Annotated in this window: 14 protein-coding genes and 1 pseudogene; 6 read left to right on the forward strand and 9 right to left on the reverse strand. The window is 45.8% G+C overall.

From position 1 onward, the window contains the following. The first annotated feature begins 121 nt into the window (after window positions 1–121). From ppsA to TRNA_RS32275, 3 genes are all read left to right on the forward strand, one after another. Complete coding sequence (ppsA, locus tag TRNA_RS32260) at window positions 122–2,716, forward strand: phosphoenolpyruvate synthase (protein WP_011198032.1); 2,595 nt, start codon at window positions 122–124, stop codon at window positions 2,714–2,716. 471 nt (window positions 2,717–3,187) lie between these two features. Further along, the gene (locus tag TRNA_RS32270; RefSeq protein WP_003182500.1) at window positions 3,188–4,612 is read left to right on the forward strand and encodes an MDR family MFS transporter; all 1,425 of its coding nucleotides are present in this window, start codon (window positions 3,188–3,190) and stop codon (window positions 4,610–4,612) included. Window positions 4,613–4,759: 147 nt separating this feature from the next. Continuing rightward, window positions 4,760–6,799: a molybdopterin oxidoreductase family protein gene (locus tag TRNA_RS32275; protein WP_003182502.1), complete on the forward strand. Its 2,040-nt coding sequence runs from the start codon at window positions 4,760–4,762 to the stop codon at window positions 6,797–6,799. A gap of 39 nt (window positions 6,800–6,838) precedes the next feature. Here the strand turns inward: TRNA_RS32275 and TRNA_RS32280 are convergent, their stop codons facing one another. After that, the gene (locus TRNA_RS32280) at window positions 6,839–7,315 is read right to left on the reverse strand and encodes a MarR family winged helix-turn-helix transcriptional regulator (protein ID WP_003182504.1); all 477 of its coding nucleotides are present in this window, start codon (window positions 7,313–7,315) and stop codon (window positions 6,839–6,841) included. 201 nt (window positions 7,316–7,516) lie between these two features. Between TRNA_RS32280 and TRNA_RS32285 the strand changes: the two are divergent. Continuing rightward, window positions 7,517–8,975 (forward strand): annotated as a pseudogene (locus tag TRNA_RS32285) (MDR family MFS transporter). A gap of 4 nt (window positions 8,976–8,979) precedes the next feature. Here TRNA_RS32285 and TRNA_RS32290 read toward each other — a convergent pair. The 7 genes from TRNA_RS32290 to abc-f form a co-directional block, all read right to left on the reverse strand. Continuing rightward, the gene (locus tag TRNA_RS32290; protein ID WP_003182509.1) at window positions 8,980–10,077 is read right to left on the reverse strand and encodes a spore germination protein; all 1,098 of its coding nucleotides are present in this window, start codon (window positions 10,075–10,077) and stop codon (window positions 8,980–8,982) included. Window positions 10,078–10,116: 39 nt separating this feature from the next. Then, window positions 10,117–11,313 (reverse strand): Ger(x)C family spore germination protein, encoded by a 1,197-nt coding sequence (locus tag TRNA_RS32295; RefSeq protein ID WP_003182512.1) that lies wholly within the window; start codon window positions 11,311–11,313, stop codon window positions 10,117–10,119. Next, complete coding sequence (locus TRNA_RS32300; RefSeq protein WP_011198033.1) at window positions 11,300–12,400, reverse strand: spore germination protein; 1,101 nt, start codon at window positions 12,398–12,400, stop codon at window positions 11,300–11,302. Before TRNA_RS32300 ends, TRNA_RS32295 begins: the two co-directional genes overlap by 14 nt. Window positions 12,401–12,429: 29 nt before the next feature. Further along, complete coding sequence (locus TRNA_RS32305; RefSeq protein WP_009328110.1) at window positions 12,430–13,530, reverse strand: spore germination protein; 1,101 nt, start codon at window positions 13,528–13,530, stop codon at window positions 12,430–12,432. A gap of 22 nt (window positions 13,531–13,552) precedes the next feature. Continuing rightward, complete coding sequence (locus TRNA_RS32310; protein WP_009328109.1) at window positions 13,553–15,121, reverse strand: spore germination protein; 1,569 nt, start codon at window positions 15,119–15,121, stop codon at window positions 13,553–13,555. A 5-nt stretch (window positions 15,122–15,126) separates the two neighbouring features. Then, complete coding sequence (locus TRNA_RS44285) at window positions 15,127–15,252, reverse strand: hypothetical protein (RefSeq protein WP_003182518.1); 126 nt, start codon at window positions 15,250–15,252, stop codon at window positions 15,127–15,129. A 145-nt stretch (window positions 15,253–15,397) separates the two neighbouring features. After that, window positions 15,398–17,125, reverse strand: a complete 1,728-nt coding sequence (gene abc-f, locus TRNA_RS32315; protein ID WP_009328108.1) for a ribosomal protection-like ABC-F family protein — start codon at window positions 17,123–17,125, stop codon at window positions 15,398–15,400. A gap of 453 nt (window positions 17,126–17,578) precedes the next feature. On the opposite strand from abc-f, the gene TRNA_RS32320 reads away from it, so the two are divergent. After that, window positions 17,579–19,564, forward strand: coding sequence for a methyl-accepting chemotaxis protein (locus TRNA_RS32320; protein WP_003182524.1), 1,986 nt, complete (start codon window positions 17,579–17,581; stop codon window positions 19,562–19,564). Window positions 19,565–19,609: 45 nt separating this feature from the next. Here TRNA_RS32320 and csaA read toward each other — a convergent pair whose 3' ends face one another. Continuing rightward, complete coding sequence (gene csaA, locus TRNA_RS32325; protein WP_003182526.1) at window positions 19,610–19,942, reverse strand: chaperone CsaA; 333 nt, start codon at window positions 19,940–19,942, stop codon at window positions 19,610–19,612. A gap of 222 nt (window positions 19,943–20,164) precedes the next feature. Between csaA and TRNA_RS32330 the strand changes: the two genes are divergently transcribed. After that, on the forward strand, window positions 20,165–21,493 hold the full coding sequence (locus TRNA_RS32330; protein ID WP_009328107.1) for a S8 family peptidase: 1,329 nt from the start codon (window positions 20,165–20,167) through the stop codon (window positions 21,491–21,493). Window positions 21,494–21,516 lie beyond the last annotated feature (23 nt).

Consider the following 21,516-nt stretch of genomic DNA (forward strand, 5'->3'; position numbering starts at 1 on the left):
CGCGATGATATAATCAAATCACGCATGTTTTCAATTAAACGACATAAATATCCCATCTTACATTTTAAGTCTACCATATTAAAAAGCTCTTGTCAAATTTTTTTCGGAGGAGAGATGCAGAATGAGTCATTTGGTTCTCGGTTTTCACGAAATGGAAAAAACACAGCTTCCACTCGTTGGGGGAAAAGGATTGCATTTAGGGGAATTATCAAAAATTCAAGGGATACAAGTGCCAGACGGATTTTGTGTCACAACAGCAGGATTTCAAAAAGCCATCAAACAAAACAAATCGTTCCAAGCCTTGTTGGATCAACTGACAATGCTTAAAGTTGAGGATCGAGATCAAATCGGTGAAATCAGCAGGAAGATTCGACATACCATTATGGAAATCGAAATTCCTTCCAATGTTGTGAAAGAAGTGGCTCGCTATCTCTCCCTGCTTGGCGATGAACATGCTTATGCTGTGCGTTCCAGCGCGACAGCTGAAGATTTGCCGCACGCCTCTTTTGCCGGTCAACAAGACACTTATTTAAATATCATCGGAAAAGATGCGATCTTGCAGCATATCAGCAAATGTTGGGCTTCTCTATTTACGGATCGAGCGGTCATCTACCGCATGCAAAATGGATTTGACCATCGTCAAGTTTATTCATCCGTTATCATTCAAAGAATGGTTTTCCCGCAGGCTTCAGGGATATTATTTACCGCTGATCCCATTACTTCAAACCGAAAACTGCTATCCATCGATGCCGGTTTTGGTCTTGGGGAAGCACTGGTCTCCGGCTTGGTCTCTGCCGATTGTTATAAAGTGCAAAACGGGCAAATCGTCGATAAGAGAATAGCAGCCAAGAAATTGGCGATTTATGGGCGAAAACAAGGCGGAACAGAGACAAAGCGGATTACGCCTGATCAGCAAAAGACGCAAGCCCTTACTGACGGGCAAATTTTACAACTGGCACACATCGGAAGACAGATCGAAGCACATTTCGGCCAGCCGCAAGATATCGAATGGTGTTTGGACCGCGATACATTTTATATTGTCCAGAGCCGGCCGATCACTACTTTATACCCGATCCCTGAAGCGAATGATCAAGAAAATCACGTCTATCTATCTGTCGGTCATCAGCAAATGATGACGGATCCCATAAAACCACTGGGATTGTCTTTTTACCTGTTCATTACTCCAGCACCTATGCGCAAGGCCGGCGGGAGGTTGTTTGTTGATGTTGCGCCTAGGCTTACTACACGTATCGGCCGGGAAACTTTATTAAATACCGTAGGATCCGATCCGCTCATAAAAGGCGCACTCATGACCGTAATAGAGCGAGATTATATAAAATTGTCACCAAATGATCAAACAGCACCGATTCCTGACAGAGGGAATACGGATATGCTGGCGCAATTCGAGAACGATCCGACAATCGTTTCTGATTTGATTAAGCGCAGTGAAACATCGATAGAAGAGTTAAAACAAAATATCCAAGCGAAATCGGGATCGGATTTGTTTGATTTTATTCTGGAAGATATCCGGCAATTAAAGAAGATATTATTTGACCCGCAAAGTACGGCAGTGTTTATGGCTGCTATAAATGCTACATCATGGATCAATGAAAACATGAACGAGTGGTTAGGCGAAAAAAACGCAGCAGATACTCTTTCTCTATCTGTACCGGGTAATATTACTTCGGAAATGGGTCTGGCGCTAATGGATGTCGCGGATGTGATTCGCCCTTATCCAGAAGTGATTGATTATTTGCAGCATGCAAAAGATGATAACTTTTTGGATGAGCTGGTGAAGGTTGATGGCGGACAGGAAGCTAGGGGCGCCATCTATGCTTATCTTGACAAATACGGAATGCGCTGTGCCGGAGAAATCGATATTACAAGAGCTCGTTGGAGTGAAAAACCAATGACACTTGTTCCCATGATTCTGAATAACATGAAGAACTTTGAGCCTAATGCCGGCAATCGAAAGTTTGAGCAAGGGCGGCGTGTTGCTTTGGAAAAAGAACAAGAGTTAATAGAGCGATTGAAGCCATTACGGGATGGTGAACAAAAAGCCAAAGAAACAAAACGAATGATCGACCTCATCCGGAATTTCATCGGCTACCGGGAATATCCAAAATACGGAATGGTCAGCCGCTTCTTCATTTATAAGCAGGCTTTACTGAAAGAAGCCGATCAACTCGTACAAGCGGGCGTTATTCATGAAAAGGAAGATATATACTACCTCACTTTTGAAGAATTTCACGAAGCCGTTCGCACAAAAAAAATAGATGACAAGATCATCAGCATACGAAAAGACGAGTACAAATTATATGAAAAACTAACCCCGCCACGTGTGATCACGTCTGATGGTGAAATCATTACAGGTGATTACAAACGAGAAAGTTTGCCGGCGAATGCGATTGTAGGTCTACCTGTTTCTTCCGGAGTGATAGAAGGAAGAGCGCGTGTCATTTTAAACATGGAAAATGCCGATCTGGAAGACGGAGATATATTAGTCACCTCCTTTACCGATCCTGGCTGGACACCATTATTTGTATCCATAAAAAGCCTGGTCACTGAAGTTGGCGGACTGATGACCCATGGAGCAGTTATCGCACGCGAATATGGCCTGCCGGCAGTGGTCGGAGTGGAGAATGCTACCCAACTGATAAAAGATGGGCAGCGAATTCGCGTGCACGGCACAGAAGGGTATATCGAATTATTGTAATGCTGGCTGCTGCCCAAAAAACGGGAGTCGGCAATGCATGAAAAGAACTCTTCAGATTTGGAGAGTTCTTACCTTTTTATCCATCAGGGGAAGGATTCGGGCATGATTCTTTTCAGTCAGAACATCCGCCGGCGAAACAGGTGAAATATACCTGTAATAACGGAATGGCTTGACGAAAGGATCATCAATGCCCTTCCTCCCCCGCCTTTTCTCATGGCGCTTCCCTGCCATTTCATAATCATCCATACGTTAACTTCAAAAGATGAACCTGACAATTTTATTGTAAATATGGGTGAAACCGAGTATACTCATATAGTTGCCAATCATGAAGAAAAACGATGAACGGCGGTGGAGACACGTTATTATATAAGATGAAAAACGAAAAAAGCAAATTAGGACCCCGGAGATTCGGAGTCCTACATATCATTTGTTGTCATGTTTTTGGGTAAATTGTATTACAGGAGGTTTGATATGGAGAAAAATTTAAATTCCAAAGCAATATTAGTCACCTTCATGATTGGTGCATTTTTTGCAATATTAAACGAAACGCTGTTGAACATAGCATTAACAGAGCTGATGGAAGTCTTTCACGTTGATGCCCCGACCGTTCAATGGCTGGCAACCGGATTTATGCTTGTAATGGGTGTGTTAATGCCTATTTCCGCTTTACTGATTCAATGGTTCACGACAAGACAGATGTTTATCGGCGTTATGTCGATTTTTTTAGCAGGAACCGTCATTGCCGCTTGTGCAGTGAATTTCCCGATGCTCTTGACGGGGCGCATGATTCAGGCAGTCGGTACGGGACTCTTGATCCCCATTATTATGAACGCCCTCTTGCTGATTTACCGGCCTGAAGTCCGCGGGAAAATCATGGGGACGTTCGGACTGGTCATCATGTTTGCTCCGGCGATCGGACCCACTTTTTCGGGCGTTATTGTTGACATCCTCGGCTGGCGCTGGCTGTTTATCATCGTTATTCCTTTTGCAGTATTTTCAATTCTGTTTGCGGTAAAGTATTTGCAAAATGTCGGAGAACCGACGCGCCCGCGGGCTGATTTTTTATCGATCATACTCTCAACCATCGGGATCGGCGGAATCGTATACGGATTCAGCAGTGCCGGAGAGGCTCAGGAAGGGTTTCAGTCCCCTCTGATCATCGGTGTGATCATCATCAGCCTGATCAGCATCGTGTTGTTCGTGCTTCGGCAGTTGAAACTTGAACAACCGTTGCTTGATGTGCGTGTGTTCGCCTATAAAAATTACACGCGCGGGGTCTGCCTTTTTGTGATTGTCATTATGGCGATGTTCGCTTCCGAAATTGTGATGCCGATGTATTTGCAAGGGCCGCTCGGTTTTTCAGCAAAAGCAGCAGGTCTTTTGCTTTTGCCCGGAGCCTTGCTAAACGGTCTCATGTCGCCGGCTATGGGCGCTTTGTTCGATAAGTTCGGCCCGAGAAAACTCATCATTCCAGGTACGATCGTTCTCGTCGGCGTGATGTTTTTCTTCAGCAGGATCAATCCTTCGGTGCCGATTTGGGCGTTCATTATTGTATACATCATCTTGATGCTGTCCATCTCGGCCATCATGATGCCCGCACAGACGAATGCATTAAACGAATTGCCGAAGCATTTATATCCTCATGGAACGGCAATTTCCAATACTCTTCAGCCTGTTGCAGGCGCACTCGGTGTTTCGGTGTTCGTCAGCATCATGAGCCAGGGACAGAAAAGCTATCTTGCCGGCCAAGAAGCAGCCAGCAAACAAATCGTGCATGAAGCGATGACTCATGGTGTTCACCATGCCTACTGGTTTGCGCTCGCTTTAAGCTGTATCGCTTTCTTTACCGCTTTATTTATTAAAAAAGCGGTCGCGCCTGATTTTGATAAAGAATAACCAAAAACTTAAAGGATGTCCTTCCTCGGGGCATCCTTTTTTATCATTTTTTCTGCCGGGATTCTTCCGCTCTTATTTTCAGAATTGACGACATTTTGTGATATAATGCTAGAATCATATTCATTTTATCGGAAAGGAACGGATTCCATGGAGTCATATGTTGATCAAAAAGACGGGATTTTCAAATCCGTATGTTCGCTCGACTGCCCGGATCAATGCGGGCTGCTCGTTCATAAAAAAGACGGAAAAATCGTTAAAATACAGGGCGACCCGGACCATCCGGTCACACAGGGCAATATTTGCAATAAAGTCCGCAATATGACGGAGCGTATTTATGACCCCAAACGGCTGAAAACCCCGCTGAAACGGACGGGTCCAAAAGGAGCCGGGATGTTTGAACCGATCAGCTGGGATGAAGCGATTGAAACGATTCGCACCCGCTGGCAGTCGCTCATTGAACAGGAAGGCCCCGAAAGCATTCTGCCCTACAGCTTTTACGGAAATATGGGAAACTTGACGGCTGAAGGAATGGACAGGCGCTTTTTCCACCGCCTCGGTTCCAGCCAGCTTGACCGGGCGATTTGCACCCCTGCCGGTTCTGTCGGCTATAAATACACGATGGGCGGAAGCATCGGCACCGATCCTGAAGATACAACGGAGACAAAACTGTTTATTTTTTGGGGAATCAACGCGGTCTCAACCAACATGCATCAAATCACCATTGCTCAAAAAGCCCGGAAAAACGGCGCAAAAATCGTCGTAATCGATGTTCATAAAAATCAGACCGGCCGGATGGCCGACTGGTTTATTCCGATTCGCCCCGGCACAGACAGCGCGCTTGCGCTTGGCATCATGCATGTTTTATTCAAGGAACATTTGGCTGATGAATCATTTTTGAAAGAATTTACAGTCGGCCACGAAGAGCTGCGCCGCCACGTGCGGCAATACGACCCCGCCGCAGTAGAGGCGGTCACCGGCGTATCCCGGAATGATATTATCGAGCTTGCCCGCCTGTACGGCCGCACCTCCCCTTCATTGATTCGGATCGGCAACGGTCTTCAGCATCATGATAATGGAGGAATGATCGTTCGCACCATCTCGTGCCTGCCCGCGATCACGGGCCAATGGACGAAAAAAGGAGGCGGAGCGATCAAAGGCAACACGGCATTTTTGGCCTATAATACAAAAGCATTGCAGCGCCCCGATTTATTAAAAGGCAGAACGCCGAGAGTCATCAACATGAATCAGCTCGGCAAAGCTCTCTTAGAAACCGAACCACCGATCCGTTCGCTGTTTGTGTACAGCAGCAATCCGGCCGTTGTCGCGCCTGAGGCGAACAAAGTCAGAAAAGGACTTGAGCGCGAAGATTTATTCACGGTTGTTCACGATCTATTTCTGACGGAAACGGCACGGTACGCCGATATCGTCCTGCCGGCTTCTTCCGCTTTCGAAAATACGGATTTCTATACATCATATTGGCACCATTATGCGCAGATTCAGAAGCCTGTGATTGAGAAATACGGCGAGAGCAAGTCAAATACAGAAGTATTCAGGCTTTTGGCTGAGGCGATGGGCTTTGATGATGAGCCGCTGAAAGATTCCGACGAAGAGATGATCAGACAGGCGCTTGACTACCCTGATAATCCGTGGCTCGATGGCATTGACTATGACAGCCTGACTGAAAAGCATTTTGTCAAAGCAAATCGAAAAACGGTTTTTCCTGATAAACTGCCGACGCCTAGCGGAAAAATTGAATTGTATTCAAAAATGATGGAGCAGCACGGCTATCCGGGCCTGCCGACTCATACCCCGCTCATTGAAACGGACAAGTATCCATTTTTATTTGTGCCCGGCCCGAATCACAATTTTTTAAATTCGACCTTTTCAAACAATGAAAAACATATCAAATTAGAAAAGGAGCCGAAACTTCACTTAAATATAAAAGATGCCGAAGAAAAGGGCATCGAAAATGGAGATTTGGTGAAAGTTTGGAATGACCGCGGCTCATGCATCCTGCCCGCTGCCGTCGGAGAAAACGTCCTTCCGGGCGTGGCCGTCAGCCAGGGATTGTGGGCGGATGCAGAAGGGAAGCATTATCTCGTCAATGCGCTGACGCCCGACCGTTTAGCTGATATGGGCGGTGGTGCAACTTTCTTTTCAGGAAGAGTTCAAATTGAAAAAATATGAACATCAAAAAAGACCGGTTGCAGCAAAACCGGTCTTTTATCACTTCGTCTTTTTTAAGGTTTTGGCATAATCGGCGGCAAACGCCGTGCTGTTTTTCAAAAACTTGATAATGGTTTGCAGTTCTTCCTCTGAATATCGGCTTAGAAATTCGGCAGACTCTTGCGCCAAGTCATGAAATATATGTGATATCGTCTCCAGATTTTCCGGGATCAGTTCGACTAAAAGACGCCTTCTGTCGGACGAATCCCTGATGCGTCTGACATAGCCCGCTTTCTCAAGACGGTCGATCACTCCTGTGATCGCTCCCGTTGTCAGTCCGCTTTTTGCGGCGAGCTCCCCCGCTGTTACTTGACCTTCCCGCGAGATGATCTCAAGGCATTTATGATCCGTTCCGTTCAGTCCGATTTTCTCGCCGATCGCCTGGTGCAGAAAAACGGTTGCTGTGCTGTGAAACCTCAACTGCTGTATCAGCTCGTTGACCAGCCCTTTTCCTTCAATATGATTTGTTCTTGACATCTGTAACACCCTTCTATAAAATCATTATGTCTTAGCAGCTAAGATATTTATTTCCTGATATAAATCATCATAACAGGATGAAGCGTCGATGCCAAACGCTGCTTTAGAACGAATTTATTTAAAGGAGAATAGATTGATTTGTCACAAACTCAAAATCAAAAATTAGGATTTGTTGTAGCAGGACTTTTGCTTGCCATTCTGATGGCTTCGATGGACAATACCATCGTTGTTACGGCAATGGGAACAATTGTCGGCGATCTTGGCGGACTCGACAGCTTTGTCTGGGTTGTATCTGCCTTTATGGTCGCTGAAATGGCCGGTATGCCGATATTCGGCAAGCTGTCGGATATGTATGGCAGAAAACGTTTTTTTTCTTTTTGGCAGCATCGTTTTCATGGCGGGATCAGCATTGTGCGGAACGGCTACAACCATTGAGCAGCTCAGCATATACCGCGCGATCCAGGGAATTGGCGGAGGCGCGCTCATTCCGATTGCTTTTACGATTATCTTTGACATTTTTCCGCTGGAAAAGCGCGGTAAGATCACTGGACTTTTCGGTGCTGTTTTTGGCCTTTCAAGCATTTTCGGACCGCTCATCGGCGCCTATGTCACTGACTACATCAGCTGGCACTGGATTTTTTATATGAATCTGCCGCTCGGTATGGTTTCTTTTATTTTCATTCTTCTATTTTACAAAGAGACGAAACAGCATGAAAAGCATCGTATTGATTGGCTCGGAGCGATTACGCTCGTAGGGGCGGTCGTATGCCTCATGTTTGCGTTGGAGCTCGGCGGCGGGAAATACGCCTGGGATTCGAATGTCATCCTTACCCTTTTCGGAAGTGCAGCCGTCTTGTTGGTTTGCTTCCTCATGATCGAGCGCAAAGCCAGTGAACCGATCATTTCGTTTCATATGTTTAAAAACCGGCTGTTTGCCGGCAGTACGCTTGTCGCCTTATTTTATGGAGGGACATTTATTTCAGCGACCATCCAGATTCCAATCTTTGTTCAGGGTGTTTACGGAGATTCGGCGACAAACTCGGGACTTGTGCTTTTGCCGATGATGCTCGGCTCTGTCGTATCAGCACAGCTTGGCGGATTCTTAACAACAAAAATGAGCTATCGGAACATTATGCTCATCTCTGGATTGGTTCTCGTCAGCGGATTTTCTTTATTAAGCACGCTTAACATTGACACTCCGCGTTTATTATTAACCATGTATATGATCGTCGTCGGCTTGGGAGTCGGTTTTTCTTTCTCTGTATTAAGCATGGCAGCGATCCATCATTTCGGCCCGGAGCAGCGCGGCTCAGCGACATCTACGAGCAACTTTATGCGCTCTCTCGGCATGACGATCGGCGCCAGTATGTTCGGGATGATTCAAAAAAACCAATTTTCAGAACAGCTGGAAGATATGTTTAAAAGCAGCGGCGCTTCAAATTTCGCCTCAACGAATGACGCCGACCAGATTTTATCAAGTGCACGGGCATCACTGCCGCCGGATGTTTTACATAACATCACCGAAGCGCTATCAAATTCGATTGTTCACACGTTCATTTGGGCGATTTCCCCAGCAGCGGCCGCCTTTTTACTGGTGTTCTTCATGCCGAATGACAGGGTGAAAGTGAACGCAAAAAAGGAAGTGAACAAAGCCGGCTGAACCTCTAGCTTTGCACTGCCTTCTTTTTTCTCATTTTCGAAACCAATAAAAGCGGAATCGGCACAATGCCGAATAAAACGGCCGCAATATAGCCGATCATGTCGCCGAGAGAAAATACATCATCAATGTTTTTTGGCGTCATCGCGAGCAAATACATCACCGGGAGCAGACCGAACATGATCGGTCTGCTCTTTTTCTTGAAAATTTGCGAGAGCCCCAGGGATGCAGCGTAATATGAGACGGAAAAAGTCGCAAACAGCTGCATAATCCAGATGACAAGGAGCAGCGATTCAAAACGTTCAAATATTAAGCCGGGCATTTCAAAACTGCGGATGAGGTCAAGCGCCGGCCATGTCATCGCTGTCACCCCGTCAACTGACAGCCCTCCGATCACAAATACGATCGTTGTTAGATAAAAGAGCATTGCGATGCCGATTCCCATGACAACGACTTTGATACCATCTTTCGGCTTTTTCATAAACGCCAAAAGGAATACCATCACTTCTGCGCTGATAAACGAAAGCGTTGTTGCTTTTGTCCCCTTTAATGCCGGCATGATGCCTTTCCCTAAGACAGGCCGCAGGTTATCCAGTTCAAATATGCCAAAGCTCATAAATACCACGGTTAAAAAGAAAAGAATTGTAATCGGAAAGATGATTTCAAACAAACGGGCAAGCGACCCCATTCCGTCTTTTATTGAATAGAATCCGATCCACATCATCGACATGACGATCGCCCAAATCGGCGTTTGCTGCAGCAAAAAAAAGGTGATCACCTCCGCCAGAATTCTTGCTTCAAAAGCAGCAATCGCTACAAAATGCTCAATGAAAAGCAGGCTGATCACAATACTGAGCCACTTTCCGACAATGTCTCCCCCGTATTGAAAAAATGTTTGCCCGGGATAATGCTGGCTTAACTTTGTCATAACCACTCCGGCTGCCGTTGTGACAAGTCCGCCTAATAGGACGGAAATCCATACATCCGGCGTACCGGCTTCTTCTACAGCGGTTCTTGGCAGGGTGAGAATCCCGGCCGCCATAATATAACTGACCAAGACAACGATTGCCTGAGAAGTCGTGATTTTATCTTCGGAACGGATCATTGCGCGTTTCTCCGCCTTTCGTGATTAGAAGTTCTTCTGTTACTGATCCCCAACAGTTCCGTATTCTTTAATCGCGATTTGAACATGAAATGTAATCGGTATATCGGTAAAGGTCTCATCCCAATTTTTCTTTAGTTTTTCCCAAAGCCTCGGATGCTTGATCCTCAGCTCGTTACCGAATCCGGCAAGATCTGCTTTGTATTCGGTTTTCATTTTTTTTGTAATGTCCTCCATCGATTTTTTCACCGTTTTCGCGGTTGTTTTTTCGACTTTTTCTAAAAATTTGTCATCAAAAGCTTTTTCTTTCGTGTTCCAGTTTTCCGCAAGATACCCCTCTGACTTTACGTTCACTTCAAAAGACAGGCGGTTTCCTTTGACGATGGGTTTGATGTTGCTTTTAATCGATTCAACGCCAAATGCGGTCACCTTCTTTTCTGTCGGATCATAGCTTTTAACCATGCCCCCAATCCCCTTTCCGATGATCCACATCACGCCTTCTAAATCGTGTTCATCCAAATAGCCGATCAGCTTATTGGTTTTCCCGTTAATTGCGGCTGCTCCCGCATATTTTATTTCTCCATCGGTACCGATGACATTTTGAAGCAGATAGCTTGTTCCTGATCTCATTTTGCCTGTCAATTTGGCAAGCGTTACAGGAGGGAGAATTTTTTTCGCTTTATACTCATTTTCAACGATTTTAAGCAGACGAAACGCCGGCATTTCGCCGGTTTCCTTCAGCTCAAGCGTGTCTCTCGCACGCCCTCTTGTGACCAGCACCATACTGCTCGGCCTGATTTCATTATCGCGGAGAGGCTGATCTAGCAGTTCCGACAGCGAATAGGTGCGGAGGAGGTCAGCGGCGATGACAATCACTTTTAAATGAGGACTGAATACAGGCCTGTCTTGTCTTAATGCTACTTCAGCGTTAATTTGCTGAAGCGAGTCTCCAGTTTCATAAACGTTGATATACGTTTTTTGATCAGTGCTTCCTCCAATCGATTTTGAACCGGCTGCTTGTTCGTTCACGTATTGATAGATCATCGTGATCCGGTCTTTTTTCGGATAATCGCCCCCAACTTTGTCAAACTTTTTTTCAAGTTCGGTTTCCTCGCCTTTGTCAATCCCCATTGCAAATGTTAAGCCGAGCTCTTCAATTTCGTGGCTGCTCCAGCATCCGGTTAATAGAAACAATAGTAAAACACTCGTTAAATAACGGATGGTGTTAGTTTTTTTCAAACTTTTTCCTCCTCACTTTCGATATGACCAGAAGCATTAGCGGGATGAGACCGACCAAATAGATGGCGCTGTTGCCGATTAGATCTCCCATTTGAAAAAGCTGATTGATATTTTTAGGCGCCATCGCAATGAGATAAATGACCGGAAGCAAGCTGAATAATATCGGTTCCATCCTTTTCTTCAAGAGTTGCGACAAACCTAAAGCAGCAGCAAAATAGCTGATCGTAAAACTGGAGAACATTTGCATGATCCAGATGACTAGCAGCAAGGACTCAAAACGTTCAAAAATCAGCCCAGGTATTTCAAAACTTCGCATCAAATCAATCGTCGGCCATGTCCGTGATGTCACTCCCTCGATTGCCAATGCACCGATGACCATAATGACGGTGATCATATAAAAGACAATCGGGAAAGAAATCCCCATCAAAGTAGCTTTTAAGGCTTGCTCGGGCTTTCTCATAAAAGGAACGATGATCAGTATGATTTCTATGCCTGTATAAGCAAAAGACGTTGTTTTGACTCCTTCCAGCACCGGCTTGATCCCTTTCCCGAGAACCGGGCGCAAATTGTCGATGTCGAATATGCTTGCGCTCATAAAAATGACGATCAGAAAAATGAGAACAGTAATTGGAAAGATGATTTCATAAAGTCGGGCGAGCGGGTTAATACCGCCGGTTAATAAATAGATTCCGCTCCATAAAAAAACCATCGCTGTCGCCCAAATCGGCGTTTCTTCCAGTAAGTAAAATCCCATAACCTCTGTGACAGATCGGACTTGGAAACCTGATGTTGCGAGAAAATAACAAATCAAAAGCAGGGTGAAAAGTCCTCCCGGCCACTTGCCAATGAGATCCCGGCTATATTGATATAGCGTTTTGTCGGGGTACTCCATGCTTAATTTCACCATGATGAAACCGGCTAATATGGCAACCAGCCCTCCGAATGCAACAGAAAGCCAGACATCCGGCGCTTTAACCGCTTCCCCAGATGTCCGCGGCAGCGTCAAGATGCCGGTTCCCAGCAGAAAATTCGTGATGACGATGCTCGTTTGTGAAACGGTAATTTTGTCCTGCTGACCTACCATCATGGAGAAATCACCCCTTTCTTTTTCAAGCGTCAGCTGATTCCCTGTTTTCTCCTTCTTATTTTTGAAATCACCAGCAGCACGAGCGGGGTCAAACCGCCTAAATAAACGCCGCTGTTTCCAATAAAGTCACCAAATGCAAACATGGCGTTGATGTTTTTCGGGATCATTGCAATCAGATAAATGACCGGAAGCAAAACAAACATCATCGGCCGAATATTTGTTTTAAAGAGCTGGGCCAGGCCTAATGCCGAACCATAAAAAGCAATCGCAAAGGTACAGAACAGCTGCATGATCCAGATGACCAGCAGCAAAGACTCAAACCGTTCAAATATCAGACCTGGTATTTCAAAGCTTCTCATTAAGTCAATCGTCGGCCATGTCCGTGAAACCACTCCGTCTATAGACAGAGCGCCGATCACCATAACAACTGTGATCATATAGAAAAGCAAAGGGATGGCGATCCCGATCATGATCGTATGAATGGCCTTGCGAGGCTGATTCATGAAAGGCATCAGGATCAAAATGATTTCAATACCTGAAAACGACAGTGCGGTCACCTTTATTCCTTTTAAGACAGGACCTATTCCCTCTCCCAGTACAGGACGCAAGTTGTCCACATCAAAAATTCCGATACTCATGAACACGACCAGCAGAAAAAGAATGAATGTAATGGGTAACACGATTTGAAACAAGCGGGCGATCGAACTTAAGCCGCCGACGATCAAATATAAGCCAACCCACAAAAAAACCATCGCAACTGCCCAGCGGGGGGTTCCTTCCAGTAGAAAAAAGCGGATGATTTCAAGCATTGAGCGGACCTGAAAACCGGAATGGGCCAAGAGGTAACATGCGAAAAACAGGCTGATCAAGCTGCCCCCCCATTTGCCAATGATGTCCTGACTGTATTCATAAAAGGTTTTATCAGGATATTGATGGTTGAGCTTTACCATGATGACTGCGGCCGTCAGAGCGACCAAGCCGCCTAATACAAGCGTGATCCAGACATCAGGCGTCCCCACCTCGTCAACAGACGTTCGCGGGAGCGTCAGAATCCCTGTCCCAAGCAGGAAATTGGTGATGAGAACTGCTGTTTGCGAAGTGGTGATGCGCTCTTCGTGCCTGACCATCATAAGCGTTTCCCTCCTTTCTATGCTACTGGCGTGTCGAATCGTCTGTTTTTAACAGCTTCGGCCGTTTTTTCATCATCTGTATCGGCATGCGAACGATGAAGTCTTTCCAATCGCGCAAACGATAAGGAACGGCAGGGCTCGCATAAGGAACGCCAAAGCTTTTCAGCTTCACCGCGTGGCTGGCAAGCATGAGGAAAAACATAATCACCCCGTACAAACCGAACGTGGCTGCACAAAACATCGCTACAAATCTCAGCATGCGCAGCGAAATGCCGGCGCTGTATTGAGGAATCGCAAATGAAGAAATCGCGGTGACGGCAACGACGATGACCATAATCGGGCTGACGATGCCTGCCTGCACGGCAGCCTCCCCGATGATGATACCGCCGACGATTCCCATCGCGGGACCGATTGGTTTTGGAAGCCGCAGGCCGGCCTCGCGCAAAATTTCAATTGCCACTTCCATAATGAGCGCTTCAATCAGCGATGGAAAAGGCACACCTACCCTCGTTCCGGTAATGGAAATCGCAAGTTCACTCGGAATCAGCCCGGGATGAAACGAAATAAAGGAAATATATAGAGCCGGCCCAAGCAGCGAGATCATGGCTGCGCCGATTCGCATGATGCGGATCAGGGAACTCGGCAGCCAGCGTTCATAATAATCCTCGGGCGATTGGAGGAGCATGCTGAATGTAACCGGAACGATTAAAACAAAAGGCGTTCCGTCCAATAAAATGGCCACTCTTCCCTCCATTAACGCACTCATTACCCTGTCAAGACGTTCAGTGCTTTGCACCTGCGGAAATGGACTGAGATAATTGTCTTCGATCAGCTGTTCGACAAAACCTGATTCAAGGACATCATCTATATCAATCTTTTCGATTCTTTTTTTGACTTCTTCCACCAGCCCTGGTTCCGCAATGTCTTTGATATAAGCGACGACAAGATTTTTGACGGCTCGCTTCCCAACTTGAAATTGAACCATAGACAAGTTTTGATTTTTGCCGTGCTGCCTCAAAAGGGCTGTATTGGTGCCGATCGTTTCTGTAAAGCCGACGCGCGCGCCTCTTACCAAAGATTCTGATACGGGCTCTTCAATGTTCCTTGTATTTCTTTTAACAGTTCCCAGCAGTAAAACTTCCGCTGAACCGTCGATCAGCAGCATGGCCGCACCGGATAACACTTCGGGCACCACTTCGTTGACATGGTTTACCTCTGATACGCCGCTAATTGATAAAATTTGCTTTTTAATTAAGTCGGTCACATTGCTGCTTAATGAAGAAAGTTCAACTTTATATTCTTTGGAAAAATCATCCATAAGGGATTTCATAATATGCTTGTCAATCAGGTCTTGATCCGCAAGCATTTCGACAAATACAATCGCCGCGCGGATGCCGGTGCGCCCTAAGTTGAATTCGCGGAAATGAACGTCTGAGTTATTCTCCATAGCCGTTTTGGCCAGTTTCAAGTCGTGATCAAAATCGCCGGTAAAATACCCAGTTGACTCCACAGACGGCACTTCATTTTTAGGTTTATCCGGCTTGTTGGACGACTGTATCATTCTTCGCGTTTTTGCTTTCCACCATCTCATGCCACTCACTCATCCCCTGCCGTGCGAAGCCACAAAAATACTTTTGATATGGCAAACGGGACAAAAAAGACAAAAAAAGCCTGCATCAGGACCAGCCAGTCCGGAAAATAGGAAACAATGGTTTTCCACATGTTGATCACCCTTTTTCATTGCTGTAGTAAGTCCATCATTTTTATCCTATTATTACCTTGGGTGCCAGCTATAATTGGTGGTAATTTAAACCACGTCAAACAAAAAAGAACCATCTGCGTTAAAAACACAAATGGTTCTGTTCATTTATTCTTTTTCTAAAAACGCCCGTTTCCGTTTGGCCAGCTCTGAAAACTCCTGATCCAATTCATGATATTTCGGATCTTGAGGCGTAAGTCCGGCCAACTCTCCAAGAACGGCGGTCATCCGATTTTCGATGCGCAGCCGCTCCTCTTCATCGCTTTTTGCATGGGGCTGTTTCTGTCTGTTCCGATAATCTTTTAATCCGGTTTCGACGCGGGTGATACGACCGTTTTCAAATACAAGGAGCTTCTCACACAATTTGTCTGTGAAGTACAGGTCATGCGACACAATGATGATCGTTCCCTGAAACTCAAGCAATGTCTGCTCAAGCTGCTCCCTGCTTGGCAAATCGAGGTGGTTGGTCGGTTCATCCAGAATCAGCAGATCATAATCTTTTAAAATCATGCCTGCCAGTTTGATTCGGGTCCGCTCCCCGAGACTGAACGTCCCGATTTCATCATGAAAGCGGTTTTCTTTGATCCCCATATTGGCCAAAATCGTCCGCGCATTTGCGATTTCGGCTCTGTCAGACAAATTCAGCACTTCAGCAACTGTTTGGTCAACCCTTAGATCACTGACATCCTGGCTTAAATATGCGGCCTTTACAGACCGGCTTTTCCATAGCGTTCCGGCTGTTGGAGGTTCGGCATCCAACATCATTTTGACAAGGGTCGTTTTGCCGCACCCGTTGTCTCCGATAAGCGCTATTCTCTCGCCGTGTTTGACGTAAAAATGGCTGTCTTTGAATAAAGTACGTCCGTCAAACGCTTTTGTCAGATCTTTTGCTTCGATAATCCGCTTGCCCCTTTTTTCTCCTGATGAAAACTGAAAATTGACAGATGCTGCTTCCTTTGGCTTTTCAGCTTTGTTTTTTTCAAGCTCCTGTTCAAGGCGTTTCAGTTTTGATTTGACTTGGTTGTCAAGCTTTTTGGCTTTTACCCGGTGGTATTCTTTAAAACCAAGCTGCCTTCTTTCTGACTGTGATCCCTGTTTTGTTGAGTCGCGGTGGGCTTTCTGCGACCAATTTTGAAGAGTGGCAATCTGTGACTCGATTCTTTCTTTTTGCTTCTGCTGGACTTCGTATTGGTGCAGGCGTGCTTCGTATAACCGTTTTTTCTCCCGCCGGTATGCACTGTAGTTTCCTTGATAGGTGTGCAAATTCCCATCTTCCAGCTCAAGTATTTTGGAGACGGATTGATCCAGAAAATAACGGTCGTGAGAAATAATCAATACAGCCCCTTGATATTGTTGCAGTTCTTCAAGGAGCCAGCTGATCCCTTTTAAATCCAAGTGATTGGTCGGTTCATCTAAGATGAGAAGATCAGGCATCGTCTTCCAGACGTGTGCCAGTGCAAGCTTCAGTTTTTCTCCCCCGCTCAAATGGCTGAGCCGTTCGGAATTCCAGCTTTGAACCTTTGATAAGCCAAGACTGCTCGTCAACTGATATAATTTCCCGCCCTCGTCGCCTGTTAATATGCTGTTGAAATCATGAACAGAGTACTCAATCGACTGGAGCAGATAGCCGATTTTGAGCGTCCGGTCTGTTTGAACAGTGCCTTTGTCGGCTTCTGCATGACCGCTCAATATATTTGCAAGCGTTGTTTTCCCCGCTCCATTGCATCCGACCAAACCAATCCGCTCATGATTGGAAATGTCAAAATCAATGTTTTTTAAAATCGTTTGCTCTCCAAAGCTTTTTTCCAAGCCTCTTATTTTCATTAAAATCGTCATACCGTTCACCTCTGTTTATTTTTGGCTGACAACAAAAAACCTCTCGCGGAAACCCGGAGAGGATATCATGCCAAAATATGCATCGTGAAAGCGGTATAAACCGATCCCATTCCATTGCACGACAAAAAACATGCAAAGTCAGAAAATGATGCAAGGTATAAAAGGGCATACTCATCCTATTCTCCAAGTTTCCGTTTTTTCATATTAAAAAAACGATGGAAAATAAGATTACTGCTTCATGTCCCCTATACCTATTCCTTTCACTGTATTTACCGATAAGTATATAAACGGAGGGAAACTTTGTCAACAGTTCTCCAGCCCATTTTCCGTCAATACAGATACTTTCGCCTTTGTTGAGGATTTTGTTTTGAAGCCAAAATTTTTAAATTTAATGCAAAAGTGTGAAAATTGTCCGATATTATTCTCGTAACCTAGAAAAAGGAGTTTTGGCTAATGAAAAAAATATTGGAATGGTTCAAGCATCCATCTCTTTCAAAAAGATTAGCGGTCTCATTTTTATTGATTTTAACGCTCCCTGTTTTAATCCTTTCAGGTGTTTCCTATTATACGGCAGGCGGGTCGATTGAAGATGAAATCATGAGAAGCGCAAGAAACAGCGTGGATCAATTAAACGAAATGATCGATCAAAACATTGAGAAAAAAGCGGATGCTGTTACATATTTCAGTGAAGAGATCAAAGAAAAAACATACAAGGAAAAAGGCCAGACTTCGTTAAGACAAAAGTTTGAACAATACGCCAGGCAAAACAAAGATGTAGAAGCCGTTTTCACAGGCTCTGAAGACGGTGTATACGTGCAGCACCCTTATACGAAAATGCCTGACGGCTATAATCCGGCGGAAAGGCCCTGGTTTAAAGAAGCGGTTGAGAAAAAAGGCGAAATTATCGTTACCGATCCATACACATCTGCCGCTACCGGCAACACGGTCATTACCATCGCCAAACAAAATAAAGACGGGTCGGGCGTCGCTGCGCTCAGCTTGAATATCGACGAGCTGATTAAAGCGACAAACGATATCAAAGTCGGAAAAGACGGCTTTGCTTTTATCTCAAGTGCGTCCAAAAAATATATCGCCCACCCGACGATTAAAGCCGGAACTGAAGGTGAAGGCGGCTGGGTTGATCAAGTTTACGGCAAAGGAAAAGGCGAATTCAAGTATACTTTTGAAGGAAAAGCCAAGCAAATGGCTTTTACGACAAACAAACTGACAGGCTGGAAAATCGCCGGGACGATGTTTTCCGATGAGATAACAAACGCAACAAAGCCCGTCCTTTATATGGCTCTCATCGTCTTTTCAGGGGCTTTGGTGCTTGGCGGAGTTCTCATTTTCTTTATTGTCCGCGCGATTAGCAAACCATTGAATCAGCTCGTTCTATCTGCAAAGAACATCAGCAGCGGCGATTTGACACAGCAAATCGAAGTGCGTTCAAATGACGAATTCGGGCAGCTCGGCAAAAGCTTCAATGACATGGCGGAATCGCTCCGCACACTGATCGGCACCATTCAGGAATCGGTTGAGAATGTCGCCTCCTCTTCTGAGCAGCTGACAGCAAGCGCAGAACAGACGAGCCAAGCGACAGAACATATTACATCTGCGATCGAACAGTTCTCTAACGGGGCTGAAAGCCAGAATGAAAAAGTCGAAACGAGCTCGCAGCAGCTCAGCCAGATGAATGATCATCTGAGCGAAATGACCGAAGTGTCGGAATCAATCACCGAAGCATCGATCAAATCGACAGAAATCGCCGAAACCGGAGGAGAACTCGTTCAGAAAACGGTCGGCCAGATGAGTTCAATCGACCAATCTGTCAAACAAGCTGAGAGCGTCGTCAAAGGCCTCGAAGGCAAATCGAAGGATATCACATCAATTCTCAGGGTCATTAACGGAATTGCCGATCAAACGAATCTATTGGCATTGAACGCCGCGATTGAAGCAGCCCGCGCCGGCGAGTCAGGCAGAGGATTTTCCGTCGTCGCCGAAGAAGTTCGAAAGCTTGCCGCGCAGTCAGCGGACTCGGCAAAAGAAATCGAAGCGTTGATTCAGGAAATCGTCAAAGAAATCGAACATTCTCTCAGCATGTTTCAATCGGTCAACCATGAAGTGCAGTCCGGACTTAAAATTACCGAGAAAACAGAGTCGAGCTTTCACGAAATCAGCGGCATGACGAATGAGATCGCAGGCAAGCTGCAAACGCTCAATGCGGCGGTCGAACAGTTGTCGAATGGCTCGCAGGAAGTCTCCGGTGCCGTTCAGGAAATCGCCGATGTATCAAGGGAAAGTACAGCTGGAATCCAGGACATTGCTGCATCAGCGGAAGAACAGCTGGCTTCAATGGAAGAAATCAGTACATCCTCTGCCACGCTTGAGCAGATGGCGGAAGATCTGCGAGAATTGACGAAAAAATTCAAGGTGAAATAAAAAAGAGAGGCTTCCTTCATTTAGAGGGAGCCTCTCTTTTATGTATCAGCTGATCTTCGTTCCATTGGGCGCTTCTTGATCAGGGGCCAGCAATATAACATCGCCTTTTTCCGGTACGCCTCCAAGAACGAGAACTTCCGATTTAAACCCGGCAATCCGCCGCGGCGGAAAATTGACGACTGCCGTCACCTGCCGGCCTACAAGCTTTTCAGGCGTATAACGCTTTGTGATTTGAGCGCTCGAACACTTGACGCCAATCTCTCCGCCAAAATCGATTTCAAGCTTAATGGCCGGTACCTTCGCTTCCGGAAACTCTTCTGCTTTTAAAACTGTTCCAACCCGAATATCAAGCTTTAAAAAATCTTCGATTGTTGCCATGAACTCAGCTCCTTTGGCCGCTTTCTAAAGGGTGATATTGACATGACTAGAATATCATGTATTTTGATTCGTTTAAACCCTGGACTTCCGCTGCATTTTATAGAATCGAGTAGTAAACAGGCCTTTTTTGCCGCCGTTTTAGGACAGCCAACTTTACGGGAACCGCCTCTCATTCATAGATTAAGAGGAAGAATAAACTATAAGAGATGAGGTGGAGCTAGAATGTTCGGTTCCTACATGGTTCAAATGGTAAGGTCCAACGCCCATAAGCTGGACCGGCCGCTGAGAGAAAGCGTGCTGAAACTCTATAAACCTTTTAAATGGACGCCTTGCTTTTTACACGGTTTTTTCGAAAAAATATTAATGAAAAACAAAAAAATACCAGTCATTATTGAATTTGAAAAAGACTGTCAGCATAAAGGCTATCAATTAGTCAATGAAATGATCGGCAGCAAAAGAAGAAACAAAATCAAGCATCGCTTCTCCAACGTTAGCTGCTGCAGCGCTGAAGTCACCCCTTCTTCTTTGCAATCGCTTCTATCTGAGTGCGGCGACATTCGCAAAATTTATTTAAATCGCAAAGTAAAAGCGCTCCTCGACGTAGCGGTTGAATCAAGCCATGCCAAAGAAGTGGTCAGAAACAATCAGACGCTGACAGGCAAAGGAGTGACAGTCGCTGTCATTGATACGGGCGTATACCCTCACGAAGATCTTGAAGGCAGGATCAGGGCTTTTCAAGACTTTATCAACCAGAGAACAGAACCCTATGATGACAATGGGCACGGCACACACTGCGCCGGTGATGCTTGCGGAAACGGAGCGGCCTCATCGGGTCAGTACCGCGGACCTGCTCCTGAAGCAGAACTTGTCGGTGTAAAAGTATTGGACAAAATGGGATCCGGATCGCTCGAAACCGTCATTCAAGGCGTAGATTGGTGCATTCAATTCAATAAGGAAAATCCTGATGATCCGATCGACATTATTTCAATGTCATTGGGTGCAGAAGCCTTGCGCTACGAGAATGAAGAAGAAGATCCAGTCGTTAAAGCTGTTCATGCAGCATGGGACGCAGGCATTGTTGTATGTGCGGCAGCCGGCAACTCCGGTCCTGATGCGCAAACGATTGCCAGCCCGGGTGTCAGCAGCAAGATTATTACAGTCGGAGCCTTGGATGACAGGGATACAGTCAGCCGGGAGGATGACGATGTCGCCTCTTATTCAAGCAGAGGGCCGACAATCTATGGTCAAGTCAAACCGGACTTGCTGGTACCGGGCACAAATATTACGTCGCTTCGTTCACCCGGATCTTTTCTCGATAAGCTGCAAAAAACAAACAGAGTCGGCACAAAATATATGACATTGTCCGGAACCTCGATGGCTACGCCGATCTGCGCAGGAATTGCCGCACTTATCCTTCAGCAAGCCCCGGGCACAGAACCTGATGAAGTCAAACAGCTGCTAATGGACGGTACCGATTTATGGAAAGATCGCGATCCAAATGTTTACGGTGCAGGGTACATCAACGCAGAACAATCGGTGCCGCAAGACTAAAGACCGTTCGCCCGTTTTTGCAA

This window comes from Bacillus licheniformis DSM 13 = ATCC 14580 (assembly GCF_000011645.1).
Lineage (GTDB): Bacteria > Bacillota > Bacilli > Bacillales > Bacillaceae > Bacillus > Bacillus licheniformis.